This window comes from Caloramator quimbayensis (genome assembly GCF_900167605.1).
Classification (GTDB): Bacteria; Bacillota; Clostridia; order Clostridiales; family Caloramatoraceae; genus Caloramator_B; species Caloramator_B quimbayensis.
On record NZ_FUYH01000008.1, the window covers coordinates 88,876 to 108,566 of the forward strand.

The 19,691-nt window shown below is 31.7% G+C and carries 19 protein-coding genes; 16 read left to right on the plus strand and 3 right to left on the minus strand.

Translation table 11 applies throughout. The features are described 5' to 3' along the window. Nucleotides 1–145: 145 nt before the first annotated feature. From B5D15_RS06900 to B5D15_RS06960, 14 genes are all read left to right on the plus strand, one after another. Entirely contained in the window at nt 146–520 is a 375-nt protein-coding gene (locus B5D15_RS06900) for a DUF6514 family protein (protein ID WP_078696392.1), read from the plus strand. Between the two features lie 72 nt (nt 521–592). Next, nucleotides 593–952: a holo-ACP synthase gene (gene acpS, locus B5D15_RS06905; protein WP_078696393.1), complete on the plus strand. Its 360-nt coding sequence runs from the start codon at nt 593–595 to the stop codon at nt 950–952. Between the two features lie 2 nt (nt 953–954). Further along, a complete protein-coding gene (locus B5D15_RS06910; RefSeq protein ID WP_078696394.1) occupies nt 955–2,457 on the plus strand; it encodes an NAD(P)H-hydrate dehydratase in 1,503 nt (500 codons plus the stop codon). A gap of 55 nt (nt 2,458–2,512) precedes the next feature. Continuing rightward, nucleotides 2,513–3,124, plus strand: a complete 612-nt coding sequence (locus B5D15_RS06915) for an outer membrane lipoprotein carrier protein LolA (protein WP_078696395.1) — start codon at nt 2,513–2,515, stop codon at nt 3,122–3,124. A gap of 24 nt (nt 3,125–3,148) precedes the next feature. Continuing rightward, nucleotides 3,149–4,309, plus strand: a complete 1,161-nt coding sequence (gene alr / locus B5D15_RS06920; RefSeq protein WP_078696396.1) for an alanine racemase — start codon at nt 3,149–3,151, stop codon at nt 4,307–4,309. 172 nt (nt 4,310–4,481) lie between these two features. Continuing rightward, the gene (locus B5D15_RS06925) at nt 4,482–4,805 is read left to right on the plus strand and encodes a CopG family ribbon-helix-helix protein (RefSeq protein WP_078696397.1); all 324 of its coding nucleotides are present in this window, start codon (nt 4,482–4,484) and stop codon (nt 4,803–4,805) included. Further along, entirely contained in the window at nt 4,765–5,112 is a 348-nt protein-coding gene (locus B5D15_RS06930) for a type II toxin-antitoxin system PemK/MazF family toxin (RefSeq protein ID WP_078696398.1), read from the plus strand. Before B5D15_RS06925 ends, B5D15_RS06930 begins: the two co-directional genes overlap by 41 nt. 368 nt (nt 5,113–5,480) lie before the next feature. Continuing rightward, on the plus strand, nt 5,481–6,431 hold the full coding sequence (locus B5D15_RS06935) for a LacI family DNA-binding transcriptional regulator (RefSeq protein WP_078696399.1): 951 nt from the start codon (nt 5,481–5,483) through the stop codon (nt 6,429–6,431). A 42-nt stretch (nt 6,432–6,473) separates the two neighbouring features. Then, the gene (locus tag B5D15_RS06940) at nt 6,474–7,790 is read left to right on the plus strand and encodes an ABC transporter substrate-binding protein (RefSeq protein ID WP_078696400.1); all 1,317 of its coding nucleotides are present in this window, start codon (nt 6,474–6,476) and stop codon (nt 7,788–7,790) included. A 79-nt stretch (nt 7,791–7,869) separates the two neighbouring features. Then, on the plus strand, nt 7,870–8,742 hold the full coding sequence (locus B5D15_RS06945) for a carbohydrate ABC transporter permease (protein WP_179122220.1): 873 nt from the start codon (nt 7,870–7,872) through the stop codon (nt 8,740–8,742). Beyond that, entirely contained in the window at nt 8,739–9,554 is an 816-nt protein-coding gene (locus B5D15_RS06950) for a carbohydrate ABC transporter permease (RefSeq protein WP_207651453.1), read from the plus strand. Before B5D15_RS06945 ends, B5D15_RS06950 begins: the two co-directional genes overlap by 4 nt. Beyond that, entirely contained in the window at nt 9,551–10,804 is a 1,254-nt protein-coding gene (locus B5D15_RS06955) for a glycoside hydrolase family 13 protein (protein ID WP_078696401.1), read from the plus strand. The genes B5D15_RS06950 and B5D15_RS06955 overlap by 4 nt, the downstream gene beginning before the upstream one ends. Before the next feature lie 18 nt (nt 10,805–10,822). Next, nucleotides 10,823–11,068: a hypothetical protein gene (locus B5D15_RS15620; RefSeq protein ID WP_207651454.1), complete on the plus strand. Its 246-nt coding sequence runs from the start codon at nt 10,823–10,825 to the stop codon at nt 11,066–11,068. A gap of 9 nt (nt 11,069–11,077) precedes the next feature. Beyond that, nucleotides 11,078–12,664, plus strand: coding sequence for an alpha-amylase family glycosyl hydrolase (locus B5D15_RS06960; RefSeq protein WP_278305609.1), 1,587 nt, complete (start codon nt 11,078–11,080; stop codon nt 12,662–12,664). A 105-nt stretch (nt 12,665–12,769) separates the two neighbouring features. Here B5D15_RS06960 and pulA read toward each other — a convergent pair whose 3' ends face one another. The 3 genes from pulA to argB form a co-directional block, all read right to left on the minus strand. Continuing rightward, a complete protein-coding gene (gene pulA / locus B5D15_RS06965) occupies nt 12,770–14,899 on the minus strand; it encodes a type I pullulanase (protein ID WP_242948711.1) in 2,130 nt (709 codons plus the stop codon). 141 nt (nt 14,900–15,040) lie between these two features. Continuing rightward, nucleotides 15,041–16,204, minus strand: coding sequence for an aspartate aminotransferase family protein (locus B5D15_RS06970; RefSeq protein ID WP_078696403.1), 1,164 nt, complete (start codon nt 16,202–16,204; stop codon nt 15,041–15,043). After that, nucleotides 16,186–17,073, minus strand: a complete 888-nt coding sequence (argB, locus tag B5D15_RS06975; RefSeq protein ID WP_078696404.1) for an acetylglutamate kinase — start codon at nt 17,071–17,073, stop codon at nt 16,186–16,188. The genes B5D15_RS06970 and argB overlap by 19 nt, the downstream gene beginning before the upstream one ends. A 125-nt stretch (nt 17,074–17,198) precedes the next feature. On the opposite strand from argB, the gene argC reads away from it, so the two are divergent. After that, the gene (gene argC / locus B5D15_RS06980) at nt 17,199–18,236 is read left to right on the plus strand and encodes an N-acetyl-gamma-glutamyl-phosphate reductase (protein WP_078696406.1); all 1,038 of its coding nucleotides are present in this window, start codon (nt 17,199–17,201) and stop codon (nt 18,234–18,236) included. A 12-nt stretch (nt 18,237–18,248) separates the two neighbouring features. Further along, the gene (gene argJ / locus B5D15_RS06985; protein WP_078696407.1) at nt 18,249–19,475 is read left to right on the plus strand and encodes a bifunctional glutamate N-acetyltransferase/amino-acid acetyltransferase ArgJ; all 1,227 of its coding nucleotides are present in this window, start codon (nt 18,249–18,251) and stop codon (nt 19,473–19,475) included. Nucleotides 19,476–19,691: the final 216 nt, after the last annotated feature.

A 19,691-nucleotide genomic window follows, 5' to 3' on the forward strand; every position in this document is an offset into this window, starting at 1 on the left:
ATTAAATCATATTATGTCAAAAATTTGAATAAAAATATTGTTGCTTGTTGTCATGAAACAACAAAAATATTTTTAAAGTAGTGATAGAATAAATTAAAAATAAGAAATAGGTTATTTTTAGTTTTAATAGTTGGGGGGAGTTTAAGTGTATAATAAAAATGAAATAGCTTCATATAAGACAAGACTTGATGATGATAAGGAATGTATATATAAATATTATGTTATTGAAACGAATAAAGAAATGGATGTTGATGGGAAAAAACTTTCAGTTTCCTGCTATGGAATTGATGTTATCAGCGAATTGTATGAAAAGGGGAAATTGTGTTCTTCCTTTGAGGATTCTATAAACTATTTGACTCCTTTTTTGGGCAAGGTGTTGAAATTAATCGATTACCTTAAGGATAATGGGGTTTCTCCATTGCATCTTATAGATATTGCTGGAGAATATGCTGATGAATGGGTTGGGGATTTTGATATAGAGGTATATCTTGAAAGAGGAGAAATTAGTGCTGCTGTATAAGGGGTATTTTACCTCTTATTTTTTTTGAACTTTTATACAGATTGAAGTATAATTAAAAGGAGGAGATGAAATATGATAATAGGTGTTGGGACAGATATAATAGAAATAAATCGCATAGAAAAACTCATAAATAATACGAGGTTTATGGAAAAATTTTTCACCTCAGGGGAGAGGGAATACCTTAAGATTAAAAAAGCTGAGAGCGCTGCAGGATATTTTTGCGCAAAAGAAGCAATTTCTAAGGCTCTTGGAACAGGTTTTAGCGGTATTAAATTTACTGATATTGAAATAATCAAGGTTAATTCTGCCCCTAAAGTTTTGCTACATGGAAAGGCTTTAGATATTGCAAACAAAATGGGGATTAAAAATATTAATGTTTCAATTTCACACTGCAAAGAATATGCAGTATCCTGTGCTGTTGCGGAGGGATAATTATGTACGTTGCAAGTTCAAAACAGATGAAGGAAATAGATAAAAGGGCTATAGAAGAATATGGAATACCCTCTATTGTTCTTATGGAAAATGCAGCTGCATCAGTTTTAAAATATATAAAAAAATATAATGCAAGTAGAATAATAGTTTTATGCGGAACCGGAAACAATGGAGGAGATGGTTTTGCAATAGCAAGGCTTTTACATATAAATGGATACTATGTAAGCGTGTACTGTTTTGGAGATTATAATAAAATATCAGGTGATGCAAAAGTTAATTTTGATATATTGAATAAACTAAATATAGATGTTAAAAGTGATATAGAAAGATTTATTAGTGAATTAGAAAACTGCGATTTAATAATTGATGCTATTTTGGGAACTGGTTTTAAAGGTGAGATTTCAGGGAAATATAAAGATGCAATAGAAAATGTAAATAGAAGCGGCAAGTATGTTATTTCAGTTGATATTCCATCTGGTATAGAAAGCGATACGGGAAAGGCTTCAAAAGTTCATATAAAGGCAGATATTACTGTTACCTTTGGGTGCTTAAAGTATGGCCATATTTTAAATGAAGGAAGAAACAGCAGCAAAAGGGTATATGTAGAAAATATATCGATTCCAAAAAGCTGCATTGAGGATGAGAAAATAAAAGCTGTAACAAATTATGATAAATATCCGCTTAGCCTTTTAAAAAAGAGAGGAATCGATACTAATAAATCAGATTATGGAAGGCTTTTTATAATAGGTGGAAGCTTTAACATGTCAGGGGCAGTCTGCCTTTGCGCAAAAGCAGCTTTAAGAACGGGAAGCGGCCTTGTAAGCTGTGTTATACCAAAGGGAATTGCAGATAGAGTTGGAGCTTTAGTGCCTGAGGCAACCTATGTTTTATGCGAAGAAAAGGATGGATTTATAGATATAAAAAAGGAGCAGCTTGATGAAATTATTCAAAGGGCTGATGTTATAGCATTAGGAATAGGTCTTGGAAATTCAGAGAAACTTATAGATATGATTGAGTACTTAATAGAAAATTCTACAAAGCCTCTCGTTATAGATGCTGATGGACTTAATATTTTAAGCAGGAACAACGACATATTAAAAAATGCAAAATCAAGAATTGTAATAACTCCTCACCCTGGTGAAATGGCAAGACTTACAGGGTTTTCAACAAACTATATCAATGAAAACAGAGTAAAGATTGCCATTGATTTTTCAAGAGAATATAACTGTATTACCCTTCTTAAGGGTTCAAGCACAGTGGTTGCCTTTGAAGATAATATTTATATAAATACTACAGGCAATCCGGGAATGGCAACAGGAGGAAGCGGAGATGTTTTAACAGGAATTATAGCTTCCTTCATAGGCCAGGGTTATACTCCCTACGAGGCTTGTATATTAGGCTCCTATATTCATGGCCGTGCTGGGGATGATGCATATGAAACCTATGGATATGGACTTACTTCAAAGGATATTATTAAATTCATTGGTAAATATGTAAAACTGTAATATATAATAGTTTTGCAGAATAAATATTATTGAAAGATTCCCAAAAGGTGATAGCTTGAAAAGATTTTTAATATTTATATTTTTTACAATTCTTTTATTAAGCAGCTGCAATAAAAGAAGTTATGACAGCTTTTCGCAGGTAAAGAATAGGCTTAATAATATGAAAAGCTACAGCACATCAGCACATATTACTGTATACGGAAATAAAGGCATTGGAGAATATGAAGTTAAACAGTATTGTGTTTTTCCAGATAAATTCAGGGTTGAAACTATTGAGCCCTTATTTTTAAAAGGGAAAGTAACTGTATTTAATGATGGAAAGTGGAAGGTATATCATCCTCTTATAGATAAGTACTTTGAGATTGAAAACCTGAGGAATATAGACCAAATAGTTTATCTTGGAATTATTCAGAAGGATTTGTTTGTAAGCAGTGATTCAAAATATAAATTTGAAAATAAAGACGATAAAGATTTTATAATGATAAGCTGCAGAATACCTAAAGAAAGTGAATATGGTAAATTTGCAGTATTATATCTTAATAAAGATAATTTTAATCCTGTTATGATGGAGATAATTGATAATTCTCAAAATGTTAAGGTAAGAGTAAATTATAATGATTTTGAGTATAATAAAGATTTTGATGATTCTTTATTTAAATTAAATTAATTATTTTACAAAGGAGGATAAACTATGTTTTATGATTTTAGACCTTATTATGCAGAAATTAATCTTGACAATTTCAGACATAATTTTAGAGAGGTAAAGAGACTTGCAAAGGGGAAGAAAACCTTTGGCGTTATAAAGGCTGATGGATATGGACATGGAGCTGTAGAGCTTGCAAGGGTTCTTGATGAGGAAGGAGCAGACTATTTTGCAGTTGCTGTTGTAACTGAGGCTATTGAGCTTAGAAAAAACGGCTATAAAAAGCCAATACTTATACTTGGATTTACACCCCCTACCTTTGCAAAGGAAATCGTAGAATACGATATAACTCAGACTGTATTCTCTTATGAGCTTGCAGAAGCTATATCAGCTGAAGCGAAGAAACAAGAAAAAACAGCTAAGATACATATAAAGCTTGATACTGGAATGGGCAGAGTAGGATTTATTGCTAATGATGATGCAGTAAATGAAATATTAAGAATAGCAAAACTTGATAACATATACCTTGAGGGCATATTTACTCATTTTGCCAGCGCAGATGAGTTGGACAAGAGTTTTACTAAGAAGCAGATTGAAAAATATGTTTATGTAGTAGACAAGTTAAAAGAAAAGGGAATAGAATTTGAAATAAAGCATGTATCAAACAGTGCAGCAATAATAGATTTGCCTGAGGCTTATTATGATGCTGTAAGACCTGGAATAATGCTGTATGGATATTATCCTTCCGATGAAGTTAATAAAGAAAGACTGATATTAAAACCAGTTATGACTTTAAAGGCAAATATAGTCAATATAAAAGAAGTTTCAGAGGATACTCCAATAAGTTATGGAAGAAAGTTTTATACTAATAGGAAAAGCAAAATAGCAACTCTTCCCTTTGGCTATGCTGATGGATTTACGAGACTGCTCTTTGGAAAAGCCTTTGTGATTATAAACGGAAAGGCTGCCCCGATTGTTGGAAGAATATGCATGGATCAATGCATGGTAGACGTAACCGACTGCGGCGATGTTAAAGTAGGCGATGAGGTTATTGTTATGGGCCAAAAGGACGGAATTAGAAATAACGCAGATGACATTGCAAAGATGCTTGGAACTATAAGTTACGAAGTTTTATGCATGGTTTCAAAGAGGGTTCCGAGGGTTTATACTGAAAATGGTGAAATAATTAAAGTAAAAAATTATGTTTAGACATATTTTTGAGTATAATGGAAATAATGTTATAAGAGGAGTCATTTAATTAATGAAGCGTAATAATAATTTGCACCTTTCTTTAGTTTGATGTATAATTATGATACGATTTTGTAAGGCATATATCTGCAAGTTAAGGCGGAATACATAGGTGAATTTAGGGGGTAAAAAAATGACTGATAGCAAAAAAATAGTTGTTAGCCTCCCGAAAAATTTAGTAGATGAATTTGACGAGCTTGTTAATTGTAAATCCGGTAAAAATAGGAGTCAATTTATAAGGGAAGCTGTAATATTATATATTAAAGAGCGCAAGCAAATGAATATGAAGGAACTTATGAAAAAGGGCTATGAGGAGATGGCCGCAATCAACTGTGAACTGAGTGAACTTGGTATTGCAGCTGATTGTGTTGAACTTGCTAAATATGAAGCAGGATTAGCGGAGAGTGATAGTATAGATGGCACAGGCGGTGAAAAGAGGAGATATATTTTATGCTGATTTAAGCCCAGTCATAGGTTCTGAACAGGGTGGTATAAGACCAGTTCTGATAATACAAAACGATGTAGGAAATAAGTACAGTCCTACTGTTATTATTGCTGCAATCACTTCTCAAATTAACAAAGCCAAGCTGCCTACCCATGTTGAGATAAGCTCTGAAGAGTATGGACTTAGCAAAGACTCGGTTATACTTTTAGAGCAGCTGCGTACTATAGATAAAAGAAGGCTTAAGGATAAAATAGGCCATATAAGTGATGAAATTATGCAAAAGGTAAATGAATCATTAAGGATAAGTCTCGATATATAAAAAAGCCGCCAATTCAGGCGGCTTTTTTTATATGACATAATTAATTTTACTCCCAAAAGTAAAAGATGAAAAAATCTTATAATCTATTTATATCACAAGCATATAAATTATTTGTATTACGAAAAATAAAATGTATAGTCATAATTTGTCAAAATATTTTTGAAAATAAATATTGCGATTATATAGCAGTAATGTTAGAATTATACTTGAAAAAGGTATTATTATATTTAATTATAACCCTTTGTTTTTTTTAAATAAATTGGGACCGCTCCCAATTTATAAATAATGTTTTGCCTATGGTGATAATTTATTATAGATGATTGGGAGCGGTTCCAACTCTAACATAATAACAAAGAGAGGAGAAAATAATGGCAACGATAAATGATGTAGCAAAGAGAGCTAATGTTGGTAGAGGTACGGTTTCAAGAGTTATTAACAATGAACCTTTTGTTTCAGAAGAAACAAGAAAAAAGGTTTTAAAAGCGATAGAAGAACTTAATTATCATCCAAGTAGTTTTGCCAGAGGACTTGCCAGTCAAAACTCTTATACTATCGGGGTAATAATGGACAACACCATGGATAAAGTTTATGCTAATCCATTTATATATGAGGTATTTAGAGGGGTTGAAAAGTCTGTTTATGAAGGAGGTTACAATCTTTTGCTCTTAGGGAAAAATACCTATCAAAATGGGAAATTAGCAGTTGAAAGAGTACTACAAGGAAAAATGGTGGATGGTTTAATCCTTCAAGAACAGATAATAGATTCAGAGTATTTTAAAAACATAGAACAATATAATATTCCTATAGTTTCCATTGGAAAGTTAGAAAATAGAGATGATATTAGTTGGATAGATATTGATAATCATATGGCAGGCTATATGGCAGCAGAATACTTATATTCAAGAGGATATAAAAAAATTGCTTTCGAAGGAGTCGAATTGGAAAAAATTTTTGCCAGAGAGAGGTATGAAGGCTATAAAGAGTTTATTGGAAGTAAAGGGCTTAGTGTAATGGAAGCGAATGAATTACTGCAAAATATAGAAGGGGTAATATGCTTGGATAATATATATGCTTATAAAATACTACAGCGGTGTAAAAAAATTAATAAAAAAGTTCCTGAAGAAATAGGAATAATAACATTTGATAATTATCCATTAGCAGAATATCTTCAGCCTTCTGTAACCAATATTGAAATTGATCTATTCCAGCTTGGATTATGTGCTGGCAGCGAAATGTTGAATAAACTTAGAAATAGAAACTGTGAGGTAAACAGGATAAGAATTCCTGTGTCTGTAAATATTAGAGAAACTACAAGGTAAAGGCCTTAATATATAAAAATTTAAAGGAAATGGGGGAAAAAAATGAAAAAAAGTATTAAAAAACTAGTATCAATTATGGTATTCGTGGTACTTTTAGGTAGTTTAGCAGCATGTGGAAAGTCGGAGGCTAAGAAATCTAATGTGCCAACATCAACCACAACAGAGACAGAAACAAAAAAGAGTGAAAAGGTAGTAATTGAGTTTTGGCATTATTGGGATGGAAATAACGGTAAAGCAGCTGAAGAACTTGTAAAAAAATTCAACTCTGAAAATAACGACATAGAAGTTAAACCTATTTTTATTCCAGGGGCAGAGCTAATGACAAAGCTTCAGGCGGCTATTTCATCAGGAACAACTCCTGCTGTAGCAGCAGCAGATATATCAAGCATGGCAAATCTTAAGGCTAGTGGGAAACTTTTAGAGCTGGATAATCTCTTAAAAGAGAATAATGTATCTGTAGAAAATTTTTATCCGTCTCTTCTTGAATATGGAAGGTTAAATGGCAAACTATATTCACTACCAGTAAGCACAAATAATCTTGCACTTTTTTATAATAAAGAAATATTTAAGAAAGCAGGTCTTGATCCTAATACACCACCAAAAACATGGAAAGAACTCGAAAGCTTTTGCGAAAAAATAACCAAGAAACTTCCAGGAACTTATGGCTTTGAATTTTATACACAGGTTGGAGATAGTGGAGAAGGGTTAACATGGCAATTACAGCCTTATTTGTGGCAGGCAGGTGCAGATTTCATAAAAGATGGAAAAGCAGCTTTTAATAACCCTGAAGGCGAAAAAGCACTTACTTTTTTAACTGGACTTATAAATAAAAAGTTGGCTCCTGTAGGTTCTTGGGATGATTTTGCAAAGGGTAAATGCGCAATGGTAGTTGATGGTTCATGGATGGTTGGAATATGGAAAGATTCAGTAAATTTTGATTTTGGAACAGCTATGATTCCAGTACCGGAAATAGGAAAGAATGCAACTAATATGGGTGGAGAACAGATATTTGCATTTTCCAAGAGTGATGAAGAAAATAAAGCAGCAGTAAAATTTATAACTTATATGGTTGATACGAAAACACAAATTGAATGGGATAAGAAAACTACTTTTATGCCTATATCCAATACAGTAGCACAAGACAAAGATTATTTGGAATGGGTTAAAAATACAGAACCAAGACTTCAACCATTTGTTGAGCAGCAGCAATTTGCACATGCAAGACCTAGCATTGAAGCATATCCGGCAGCATCATTGGCTTTTGCAAAGGAGATTGAGAAGGCTTATTATGGAAAAGTTACTGTAAAACAGGCATTAGCTAATGCAGAAAAGGCAGTTAATGCAGAATTGGGAAAGTAGATTAAAATTTCAAAACGGGAGATATATTAATCTCCCGTTTAATAAAGGTTACATTATTTTGACGTAAGGAGTAGAGCTTATGAAAAAGAAAGATAATATTACAGCCTATCTCTTTTTAATGCCGGTTACAGTTTTATTTTTAATTTTTAGTGTAATTCCGATAATTTATTCTTTATATCTTAGTTTTATAATGTGGAACGGGTTTAGTATAAATAAAAAATTTGTAGGTTTTAATAATTATGTGCTTCTTTTTTCGAATAATGAGTTTTATCATTCATTTATTATAACTATAGTATATACAGTTTTAGTAACAACTTTAAGTATTATCATAGGAATGATTCTTGCTTATTTGTTAAATAAAAATATAAGATTTAGAAGTTTATATAGAACTATGTATTTTATACCAGTAATTACAGCTACCGCAGCAGCAGGAGTTATATGGAAATATATGTTTGATTCATCTCAAGGTATAATAAATAAATTTTTAAACTTTATTCATTTGCCAGCAGTTCCTTGGCTTTCTCATCCAATTTGGGTAATAATCTCTATATCTCTTGTTGGTGTATGGAAAAGAATCGGCTTTAATATGGTAATTTATATTTCAGCATTACAGAGTATTTCTCCTTTATATTATGAAGCTTGTGAAATAGATGGAGCTACTAAGGGACAGAAATTTAGATATATAACAGTTCCTTTGCTAAAGCCTACAACTTTGCTCCTTGTAATAATGAGTTTTATAGATTCTTTTCAGATATTCGATCAGGTCTATGTAATGACTAATGGTGGACCTATGGGTGCCAGTGATGTTTTGGGACTTTATTTGTATAGAGAGGGCTTTAAGGTGGGGCATCTTGGTTATGGCTCAGCCATAGGATGGGTAATATTTGCATTTATATTTGCAGCTACATTAATACAATTGAAAATAAATAGGAAGGGAGAGGAAGTATATTGAAGATATATAAAAAAATAATAATGCATTTAATTCTTGCTTTAGGTGCTTTTATTATGGTTCTTCCTTTTTTATGGATGATAACTACATCGCTAAAACCACTAAAATTAACTTATGACTCTCCCTATATATTTCCTAAAAGTTTTGAATTTAGTAATTATATTACTGCATGGAAGTCAGCCGACTTTTTATCTTTTTATAAAAATAGTATTTTCGTGTCAATATGTATTACTCTTGGTACAGTTGTATTATCTGCAATGGCAGCCTATCCCTTTGCAAGACTAAATTTTACTGGAAAAAACTTTTGGTTTTACGCTTTTCTTGGGACAATGATGATACCATTTTATGTTGAAGTAATTCCATTATATAAAATCATAGAAAAGATAGGTTGGCTGGATACTCGTAGAGCACTTATAATTCCAAGATTATTCAGTCCCTTTGGAATATTTCTTTTACGACAGTACTTTCTTACAATCCCAAAGGAACTGGATGAGGCAGCGGAAATTGATGGTGCAAGTAAATTTTATACATTTTGGAAAATTATATTGCCTTTATCAAAACCGGCTTTAGCATCGCTTACCATATTTTCATTTATATTCGGGTGGAATGATTTTCTATGGCCTCTGTTAGTAACTACAAGACCAGAATATACAACTGTACAGGTTGGTATATCTAATTTTTCAGGGAAATATGGTACACTTTGGCCTTATTTAATGGCGGGAACAGTAACATCTATAGTTCCGGTAATTATTATATTCTTACTTGGACAGAAGCAATTCATTGAAGGATTGACAGTAGGAGGAATTAAAGAATGACAGATGAAATTATATATCAAATTTTTCCTGATAGGTTTTATAATGGTGACCGAAATAATGATCCCAAAGGTGTACAACCTTGGAACAACAATGTAGATAGAGATTCTTTCCTCGGCGGTGATTTAAAAGGAATATTAGATAAGTTGTCCTATTTAGAAGAACTTGGAACAACGGTTATATATTTAAATCCAATATTTCAATCTCCATCAAACCATAAATATGATACTGAAAATTACTTTAAGATTGATGAAAATTTTGGGGACAATGAAATGTTCAAAAATTTTGTTAAAGAATGTCATAAGAGAAATATAAAAGTTATAATTGATGGGGTATTTAACCATACGGGAACTAAATTCTTTGCTTTTAAGGATTTATTGGAAAAACAGCAGTTTTCATGTTATAAAAATTGGTATGATGTATTTAGCTTTCCAGTGAATGAGCAGGGAGAAGTCAGTTATAGAGCTTGTGGTGGAGCAGCCTTTCTTCCAAAACTTAATACAGAAAATAAAGAAGTTCAAGACTATATAATAAAAGTTATTAAGTATTGGGAATCATATGGCATTGATGGTTTGAGGTTGGATGTTCCTTTTGAGATGCATATTTCAATGCTTAAAAGAATTAGGGAATGTACTGATTTGTTTATAATCGGAGAAATATGGGGCCTTGGTGGTAGATATGTTCCAAAATATTTTGATAGTGTTACAAATTATTATTTTAGAGAATTGATAAGGAAGGCAGTTGCAAATCAGTGTTTAGATGGAGCTATGTTTATTGACGAATGGAACATAATTGAAAATCAATATGGAAAGCATATTTATAATCAAATAAATCTTGCAGGAAGTCATGATACGGAAAGAATAAGTACGTTATGTGGTAAGAATACTAAAAAGATAAACTTATTTTTTGCATTACTTTTTTTGCTTCCTGGAATTCCTTTAATATATTATGGCGATGAAATAGGAATGGAGGGTTCTAATGATCCTTATTGTAGAGGAGGCATGGAATGGGACAAAGAAAAATGGAATTATGAAATTCTTAATAATATAAAAAAGCTTATAAAGCTTAGAAAAGAACACATAGAATTGAGGAGAGGGAAATTAAAATTTGTATCTTCAAAGGATAGGATGATTTGCTTTGAAAGATGCTATGAAAATTCTATAATAAAGGTTTTTGTGAATTTTGGATTTCAGAAGGATTGTATTGAAGGGAAAATTTTAGAGCCATTAAGTTATGAAATTGAAAAATATTAAATAGGGAGATGTGTATATATGAAAAAAGTTAATAAAAAGAAACTATTAATAAGTTTATTGCTTGTTGTATGTATAATAACTTGTAATTTTGTTGTATTAGGAACTTATAGCAAAGTTAATGCAACAACATCCCCATTTGACAATAATGATATTGTTTATATGGTTTTGACAGATAGATTTTATGATGGAGATTATAGTAACAATGGGACTTTAGGAAATGAATACAGGCCAGGAGAGTTAAAATATACACAAGGTGGAGATTGACAGGGATTAATTAATAAACTTCAGTATATTAAAGATTTGGGCGTTACTGCAATTTGGATTTCGCCTGTTTCAAAAAATGAATTGCTTAGTAAAGATGGACAAGAATCAGGCTATCATGGATACTTTACTAAAGATTTTTATAGTGCAGATCCTCATTTTGGTACAAAAGCAAAACTAAAAGAATTAGTTGATAAGGCTCATGAGCTGGGTATAAAGGTAATACTTGATGCAGTCCCCAATCACTCAGCAGATTATTTAGAGCCAAAAGCAACAAACTACAGTTCATCAACATATCAACCAGAATATCCATTTAATAATCCAGATTGGTATCATCATAATGGGGATATATTGGATTGGAATAATCAATATCAAGTTGAAAACTATGATCTTGGAGGTTTAGATGATATTAATCATGAAAACCCTGCGGCTAAAAATGAAATAATTAATGTATATAAAACTTGGGTTGAAGATTGTGGATTTGATGGAATTAGAGTAGATGCAGCAAGATCAATACCAAAATCAGTTTTAAAGGAATTTGAATCTGCTGTTGGTGTTCCAACATTTGGAGAAATATTTTATGGTGATGTAAACTATGTTAGTGATTATCAAAATTATGAATCTGGGGTATTGGATTTCCCTTTATTCTTTAAAGTAAGGGAAGTATTTGCGCATGATGCAAGCTTTTACAATATAAAAGAAATTATAGATCAAGATTACAAGTATAAAAATCCAAATATGTTGATTACATTCTTAGATAATCATGATAGAGACAGATTTTTATGTTTGGCAGATGATAATTACAGCAAATTACGACTGGGGATGACATTTCTTTTTACAGCAAGAGGGGTACCAGACGTATATTATGGTACTGAACAAGCATTATATGGTGGTGGAAAGCCTACTGAGTGGGCAGGAATTGCTAATAAGGAAAATAGAGAAGTAATGCCTTCATTTAATGAAAATACTAATTTATTCAAATGTATTAAAAGATTATCAGAGATAAGAAAAAGTTATGAAGCTTTAAGAAATGGTAAACAGAGAGAAATGTGGATTGACGATACATTTTATGGTTATTCAAGAAGAAATGACTCTACAGGACAAGAAGTTATTACTCTTCTTAATAATGCATGGGATAGTGCATTAAGAACAATACCTATGCGAGCAGAGAGTTCAATTACAGTTGGAACGGTTTTAACTAATCTTTTAGATACTTCACAAAAAGTAACGGTTCAATCTGGTGGAATAACGGGTAAGCAGATAACTGTAAATGTAGCAGGGAAAACAGGAATGATACTTGTAGCCGGAAATCCATCAAGTTATACACCTCCAGAAAAAACAGTAACGAAGATAAGAGTACACTATGATGTTGGATATGGGAATACAATGTACATTAGAGGGAACTCATACCCACTTTGGTGGGATCAAGGAAGAAAGATGAGAAATGTAGCTTCAGATATTTGGGAATTTGAAATAGAAAGAATTCCTGTTGCACAAACATTTGAATTTAAACCATTAATTAATGATTCACAGTGGTCAACAGGAAGTAACTTCGTAGGAACAGGAGGTCAAACTATAGATATTTATCCTCAGTTTTAATTTTAAATATGTGAAGCTTCTAATGCTAAAATATAAAAAAATTATCCACCAGCCTATCTGGTGGATAATTTTTTCCAGAATTTTGTGTAACTCATTTATAAAATTTTACCTATATAAGACCATTATGCTAATTTCTTCAGCTTTCATTGAATTTCCGCTTATTGTCCTTATAATATCAGTACCTGCAGTATTCTTGTCGGTAACTATATTCCAATTTCCTTGAGGAATAGTAATAGTTACATTTTTTCTATTTGAATTATATATTACGATTATATCCTTCCAAATATCATTGTTTGCATAATCTTTTAGTATAAAAGCTACGGTATTTTTGGGAGAATCTAAAAATTCTAAATGATTTTTAATTTGCTCTACTGAATTCATTTTAAAGGCATTATGTTCTTTTCTAAGTTTTATAAGACCTTTATAATAGTTGAATACATCTAAGAATTCAAACTTTCTTTCCCAATCCATCCAGTTAATATAATCCTCTGAATGTACGCTGTCTTCTACGTTGTATTTTGTTCTACAGAATTCAACTCCTGAATGAAGGAAAGGTATGCCCTGAGAAGTTAAGACTATTGCATTAGAAAGTTTCTGCATAGATTTTAATGTTTCTATATCATCCTCAGGATTAGAAAGATTTAGTTTGTCCCATAAAGTATTGTTGTCATGGGCAGAAACATAATTTATAGATTGGTCTGGAGTTTGAAATAAGGATTTCTTAGTATTAAAATAATCCGCGCAGCCTGTAACACAGTATCTTATTTTATCTTCCATATTTTCTTTGCCGCTGACAAATCCTTTGTCTTCTTTTATAAATACGCTTCCTCTTACTGCATCCCTTATAACATCATTAAAATGTCCTATATGAGGCATTTTGCATGAGTTTAATTGATTTGCCTTTATATCTTCTGACAGCAGAGTGTTTAAAACCCATCCCTCTCCATAAAGCATAATAGGCCTACCTAAAGTATTTAATTTTTCTCTAACTGCATTCATCGTTGTAACATCATGAAGACCCATCAAATCAAATCGGAAACCATCTATATGATATTCCTTTGCAAAATAATATACTGAATCTATTATAAAACGCCTCATCATCATTCTTTCTGATGCTGTGTCATTTGAGCAGGCACTGCCGTTTGAAGGAGTGCCATCTTCTGAAAATCTAAAATAATAGCCTGGGAATATTTTTTCTAAGTTATCAGTTTTTAAATCATATACATGATTAAAAACAACATCCATATTTACTCCTAATCCATTCTTATGTAAAGAATGAATAAGAGTTTTAAGCTCAAATATTCTAACTTCTGGATTATAAGCATCGATTGAATAACTTCCTTCAGGAACGTTGTAGTTTTGAGGATCATATCCCCAGTTATAGTTTACAGGATTTTTTTCATCAGTTATTGTATAGCTGAAATCATATATTGGCATCAGCTGCACATGAGTTACACCGAGTTCTAATATATGACTTAAGCCTGTTGATATTCCTTTAGAAGATTTAGTATTTTCCTCTGTGAGGCCTAAAAACTTACCCTTATTTTTTATACCACTGTCAGGATGCATGGATATATCTCTGATTGATATTTCATAAATTATTGCCTCTGTAAAGTTTTTTAGCTGTAAAAATTCTTCTTTTAAAAAACCATCGGGATTAGTTTTGCTTAAATCTATTATTGCTCCTCTAAGTCCATTTATAGAAACAGCTTTAGCATAGGGATCTACGGCTTCGTTTATAATACCGTAGACTTCCACTTCATAGGTATAGAAAAGGCCTTCCAAATTTTCTTCAATATTTAAGCTCCAAAGGCCCTTTTCTTCATACATCTTAAGTCTTCTTGGTACTTCGTTGATTTGCGAATCACCATTTTTATATAAGAGAAGATTAACTGAAGTGGCGGCAGGAGACCAAACCCTAAAAAGACAGCTGCTCTTATTAAAAATACAGCCTAAGGGTAATTCGGTATAATACCTTTCATTGAAATTTTTAGAATTAAATATTTCTGTATAAACGGCTTTAACAGTTGTGTTTTTATATGATATAAAACAATAATGCTTTATATTTATTTCATCTTTAAGTAAAACATAAATACTATCAGCATCAATTATTATTTCTTCTATATTTAAAATTCTTTCTCGATTTTTTATTATTAAATCCTTCTTATTTATCTTTGTACCTTTTGGCAGTACTACTTTTATTTTGTTAAAATCAATAACTGCTGCGGCGAACATAATTATAAGCCCCCTTTAAAAATAAATGTCTTATGATTAATTATATTTTAGCCTATAAAGAGATGGTTTTAAAGGAAAAAATAACTAATAGGAGCTTTAAAATTATCTTATTTCTGCTTAAAGGAGTGTTGATATCGTTGTTTAATATTCTTTTATAACTTCCTCAATAATACTTAGTGCAGCATCGGCATCTTTGTAATTTAAATTAAGGGGTGGAAGAAGCCTTACGGTGTTTGAACCTGCACCAACTAATAAGAGCCCCTTATCAAAACATTTTTTTATAAATCCCTTAGAATCTATTTTTAAGTTTATGCCAAGAAGAAGGCCTAATCCTTTTATTTCATCTATAACATTATACTTTTCTTTAAAATGATTAAGCTTATCTTTTATATATAGGCTGATATCAATTACATTATTTAAAATATTTTTGTTTATTATTTCATCTAAAACTGATGATGCTACGGCACAGGCAAGGGGGTTGCCTCCGAAGGTGCTTCCGTGATCTCCCTTTGTAAAAGCCGCATCAGCTTTTTCATTTGCAAGTATTGCTCCTATTGGGAATCCTCCCCCAAGACCCTTTGCAAGGCATACAACATCAGGTATTACTCCAAAATTTTCATAGGCAAAAAATTTTCCTGTTCTTCCTATTCCGCACTGAACCTCATCGAATATTAATAGACAGTCGAAAGTATCGCAAAGTCTCCTGACTTCTAAAAGATAATCTTTTTCTGCGCAGATTATTCCTCCTTCTCCTTGTATAGGCTCTAATATAACGCCGCATGTATTATCATCAATAGCTTTTTTAATTTCATCTATGTCGTTAAAGGTTACAGCTTCAACGTTAGGTATAAGCGGTGAAAAATCAGTTTGATATTTTATTTGTCCTGTAACAGAAAGAGCGCCCATTGTTCTTCCGTGAAAGGAGTTTTTCATGTATATAATTTTACTTTTTGTTTCTTTCTTTAATTTACCGTATTTTCTTGAGAGTTTTAATGCAGCTTCATTTGCTTCTGTTCCGCTGTTACAGAAAAAAACGCTTTTATGATGGCTCAGATTTATTAATTTTTCTGATAGCTCTATTTGTTTGTCTGTATAATAAAGGTTTGAGACGTGAATCAAATTTTGACTTTGATAGTTAAGTGCACTAGTAATTGCAGGGTGGCAATGCCCAAGGCAGTTTACTGCAACCCCTGAAACGAAGTCTATATATTCTTTTCCATTAATATCAAAAACTCTTGAGCCGTATCCCTTTGTAAATATAACAGCAAATCTGTTGTAGGTATTCATTATATTGCATTCTGGCATATATACTCCTCCTTAACTATATTTGTACCATAATTGTTTATAATTCCTTTTATTACAGAATGTTCATATTTGCCGTTTAAAATATGGACACTTTTGGTTCCGCCTTCAATAGAATATATTCCGCATTCAACCTTAGGAATCATTCCTCCATTTATCTTTCCGTCGTTTATTAAATCCATAATATGATTTTTTGAAATTTTCGATATTAGGGTGCTTTTATCTTCAAAATCAGAATATATTCCATCAACATCAGTAAGTAGAATCAATTTTTCAGCACATAGGCATGAACTTATAAAAGATGCTGCGTAGTCAGCGTTTATATTGTAGGTGTTTCCTTCTTCATCACATCCAATAGGAGAAATGACAGGTATATAGTCTTTACTTATTAAATCTAATAAGAAACCTTTGTTTATTTTAGTTATTTCTCCAACATATCCTATGTCTATTTTTTCATCATCAATTTTTAAATACTTTTTCTTTGCTTTAATTAATCTTGCATCTTTTCCGCTGATTCCTACGGCTTTTACTCCTTTTTTGCATAGATTCATGGTAATTCTTTTGTTTATTATTCCTGAAAGAACCATCTCTGCAACATCTAAAACCTCTTTGGTTGTGTATCTGAGACCATTTATAAATTTGCTTTCAATATTTAACTTTTTCAGCATATTTGATATCTCAGGCCCACCGCCGTGAACAATTATAATATCAATTCCTATATTTTTTAAAAATGCAATATCCTGAAGAAAGGTTTCTATTGTTTCAGGATTTTGCATTATACTTCCACCGTATTTTATTACAAACAATTTGTTTTTGTATTTTTTAAGAGGCAAGATTTCATCAATTGAACTTTTTTCATTTTCACAGATCATATTCATCACTCCTTAAATTTTGATGTTATAATTATAAAATAATATGAAAAAATATTCAATAAAAATCTTGAAATTTTATGAATAATTATATATAATTCATTTATATTTATAATAGAGGTGATGAAATGATTAAGGTTGGTATAATAGGAGCTACGGGCTATGCTGGTCAAAGTTTGTTCTATCTTTTGCATATACATTCCAAGGCTTGTATAGAATTCATAACTTCACATAATTATGCGGACATGGACTATTCGGATGTGTATAAAAATTACAAAGGATTTATAAGTGATGTATGCATAAAGGAGGATGATGTTAAATATAAGATTAATTCTGTAGATGTAATTTTTACTGCTCTTCCCCATGGAAAAAGTTTTGATATAGTAAAATTTGCCCTTGAAAAGAATGTTAAGGTAATTGATATAGGTTCGGATTTTAGAATTAAAGATGTTTTAACTTACGAAAAATGGTATAAGGTTAAACATGAAGCACAAAAGTACTTAAATGAAGCGATTTATGGTCTTCCTGAGATTAATAGAGAAAAAATCAAATCTTCACGAATAGTTGCTAACCCTGGATGCTACCCGACTTCATGTTTATTAGCACTAATGCCTGCTCTAAAAGAAGATTTAATAGATAAAACTTCAATAATAATTGATTCAAAATCCGGCGTTTCCGGAGCAGGACGTGCAGCTAATATAGGAACTCTTTTTTGTGAATGCAGTGAGTCGATTAAAGCCTATGGTGTTTGTGAGCACAGGCACATACCAGAGATAGAGCAGGAACTTTCGAATATTTCAGGAGAGGAAATTAATATTATATTTACTCCTCACCTTGTTCCTATGATAAGAGGAATACTTTCGGTCTGCTACTTAAGACTAAAAAAGGATATTGATGAGGAGATGATATATAAGATATATAAAAGCTATTATAGTAATGAACCCTTCGTAAGAGTTGTTCCTTATCTTCCTGAAACAAGATATGTTAAGGGTTCTAATATCTGTGATATTTCTTTAAGGGTTGATAAAAGAACAGGGAGTTTAATTATAATTTCTGCAATTGATAATCTTATAAAGGGAGCTGCTGGTCAGGCAGTTCAGAATATGAATCTGATGTTTGGAATTGATGAAGCTTCAGGATTAAAATTTCCATCGATGATACCATAATTTTGTGAAAGGATGATTTATATGAAAATATTAAAGGATTCTATAATAACAGATGTAGAAGGCTTTTTAGCAGCAGGAGTTCATTGTGGAATTAAAAAAAGTACAAAAAAGGATTTGTGCGTAATATACAGCAAATATCCATGCAGGGCAGCTGCAGCATTTACAACAAATAAGGTAAAGGCAGCTCCTGTTATTGTAAATATGCAGCATATTAAATCAGAGAATATAAGAGCAATTGTTGTAAACAGCGGTATTGCTAATGCCTGTACTGGAGATGGAGGGATTAAAGATGCATATAAAATGACTAAAATAGCTGCTGACAATCTTAAAATTCAAAGCAGTGAAGTATTAGTTGCATCAACTGGGGTTATTGGAGTTCCCCTTCCTATGGATAAAATATCTTTAGGAATTGAAAATGCCTGTAAAAATCTTTCAAAAGATGGAGGAATAGAGGCGGCTCAGGCTATTATGACTACTGATACTTTTATAAAAAAATGCAGCGTAGAAATAGAACTTGATAGTAAAAAGATAATGCTCAGCGGTATTGCAAAGGGTTCTGGGATGATACACCCTAATATGGCAACTATGCTCTCCTTCATAGTTACAAATGCAAACATAAGCAAAGATATGCTGTCAAAAGCCCTTAAAGAAAGCGTCGTGGATTCTTATAATATGATTTCTGTAGATGGGGACACAAGTACCAACGACATGGTTTTAATTCTTGCTAATGGCAGGGCTGAAAATAATGAAATAATAATAGAAGATGAAAATTACTGCAAATTTAAAGAAGCTCTTCACTATTTAAACTGTGAGCTTGCTAAACAGATTGCAAAGGATGGAGAAGGTGCTACAAAACTTATTGAAGTAAATGTAAAAGGGGCAAAAACTATAGAAGATGCTAAAATTCTATCAAAGTCAGTTATAAATTCTAATCTTGTAAAAACGGCTGTATTCGGAAGTGACGCTAACTGGGGTAGAATACTTTGCGCCCTTGGGTATTCAGGTGCAGAATTTAATCCTGAAAATGTTTCTATAGGATTTAAAGGAAGTATAGATGAAGTTGAAATAGTAAAGTACGGCATGGGAACGATTTTTGACGAAAATTTAGCAAAGAAAATATTAGATGAGGATTATGTTAAAATATTAATTGATTTAAACGATGGAAACTGCTCTTCAACAGCGTGGGGATGTGACCTTACTTATGATTATGTAAAAATAAACGGCTCCTATAGAAGTTGATAGAAAGTCCTGCAAAGGTTAAACCCTTTTGCAGGACTTTTAAAGTTTTTATTATTATATATTTTGCTATATAGTATATAAAATATTAATATAAAAACTCAAATTTAATATAAAATAATCATATATATAATAAAAATATCGATAAAAGGTATTGAGAAATTGTAAATATGTGATATTATTTGTAGGGTAGGGTATTAAATGTGCTATATGTTATGC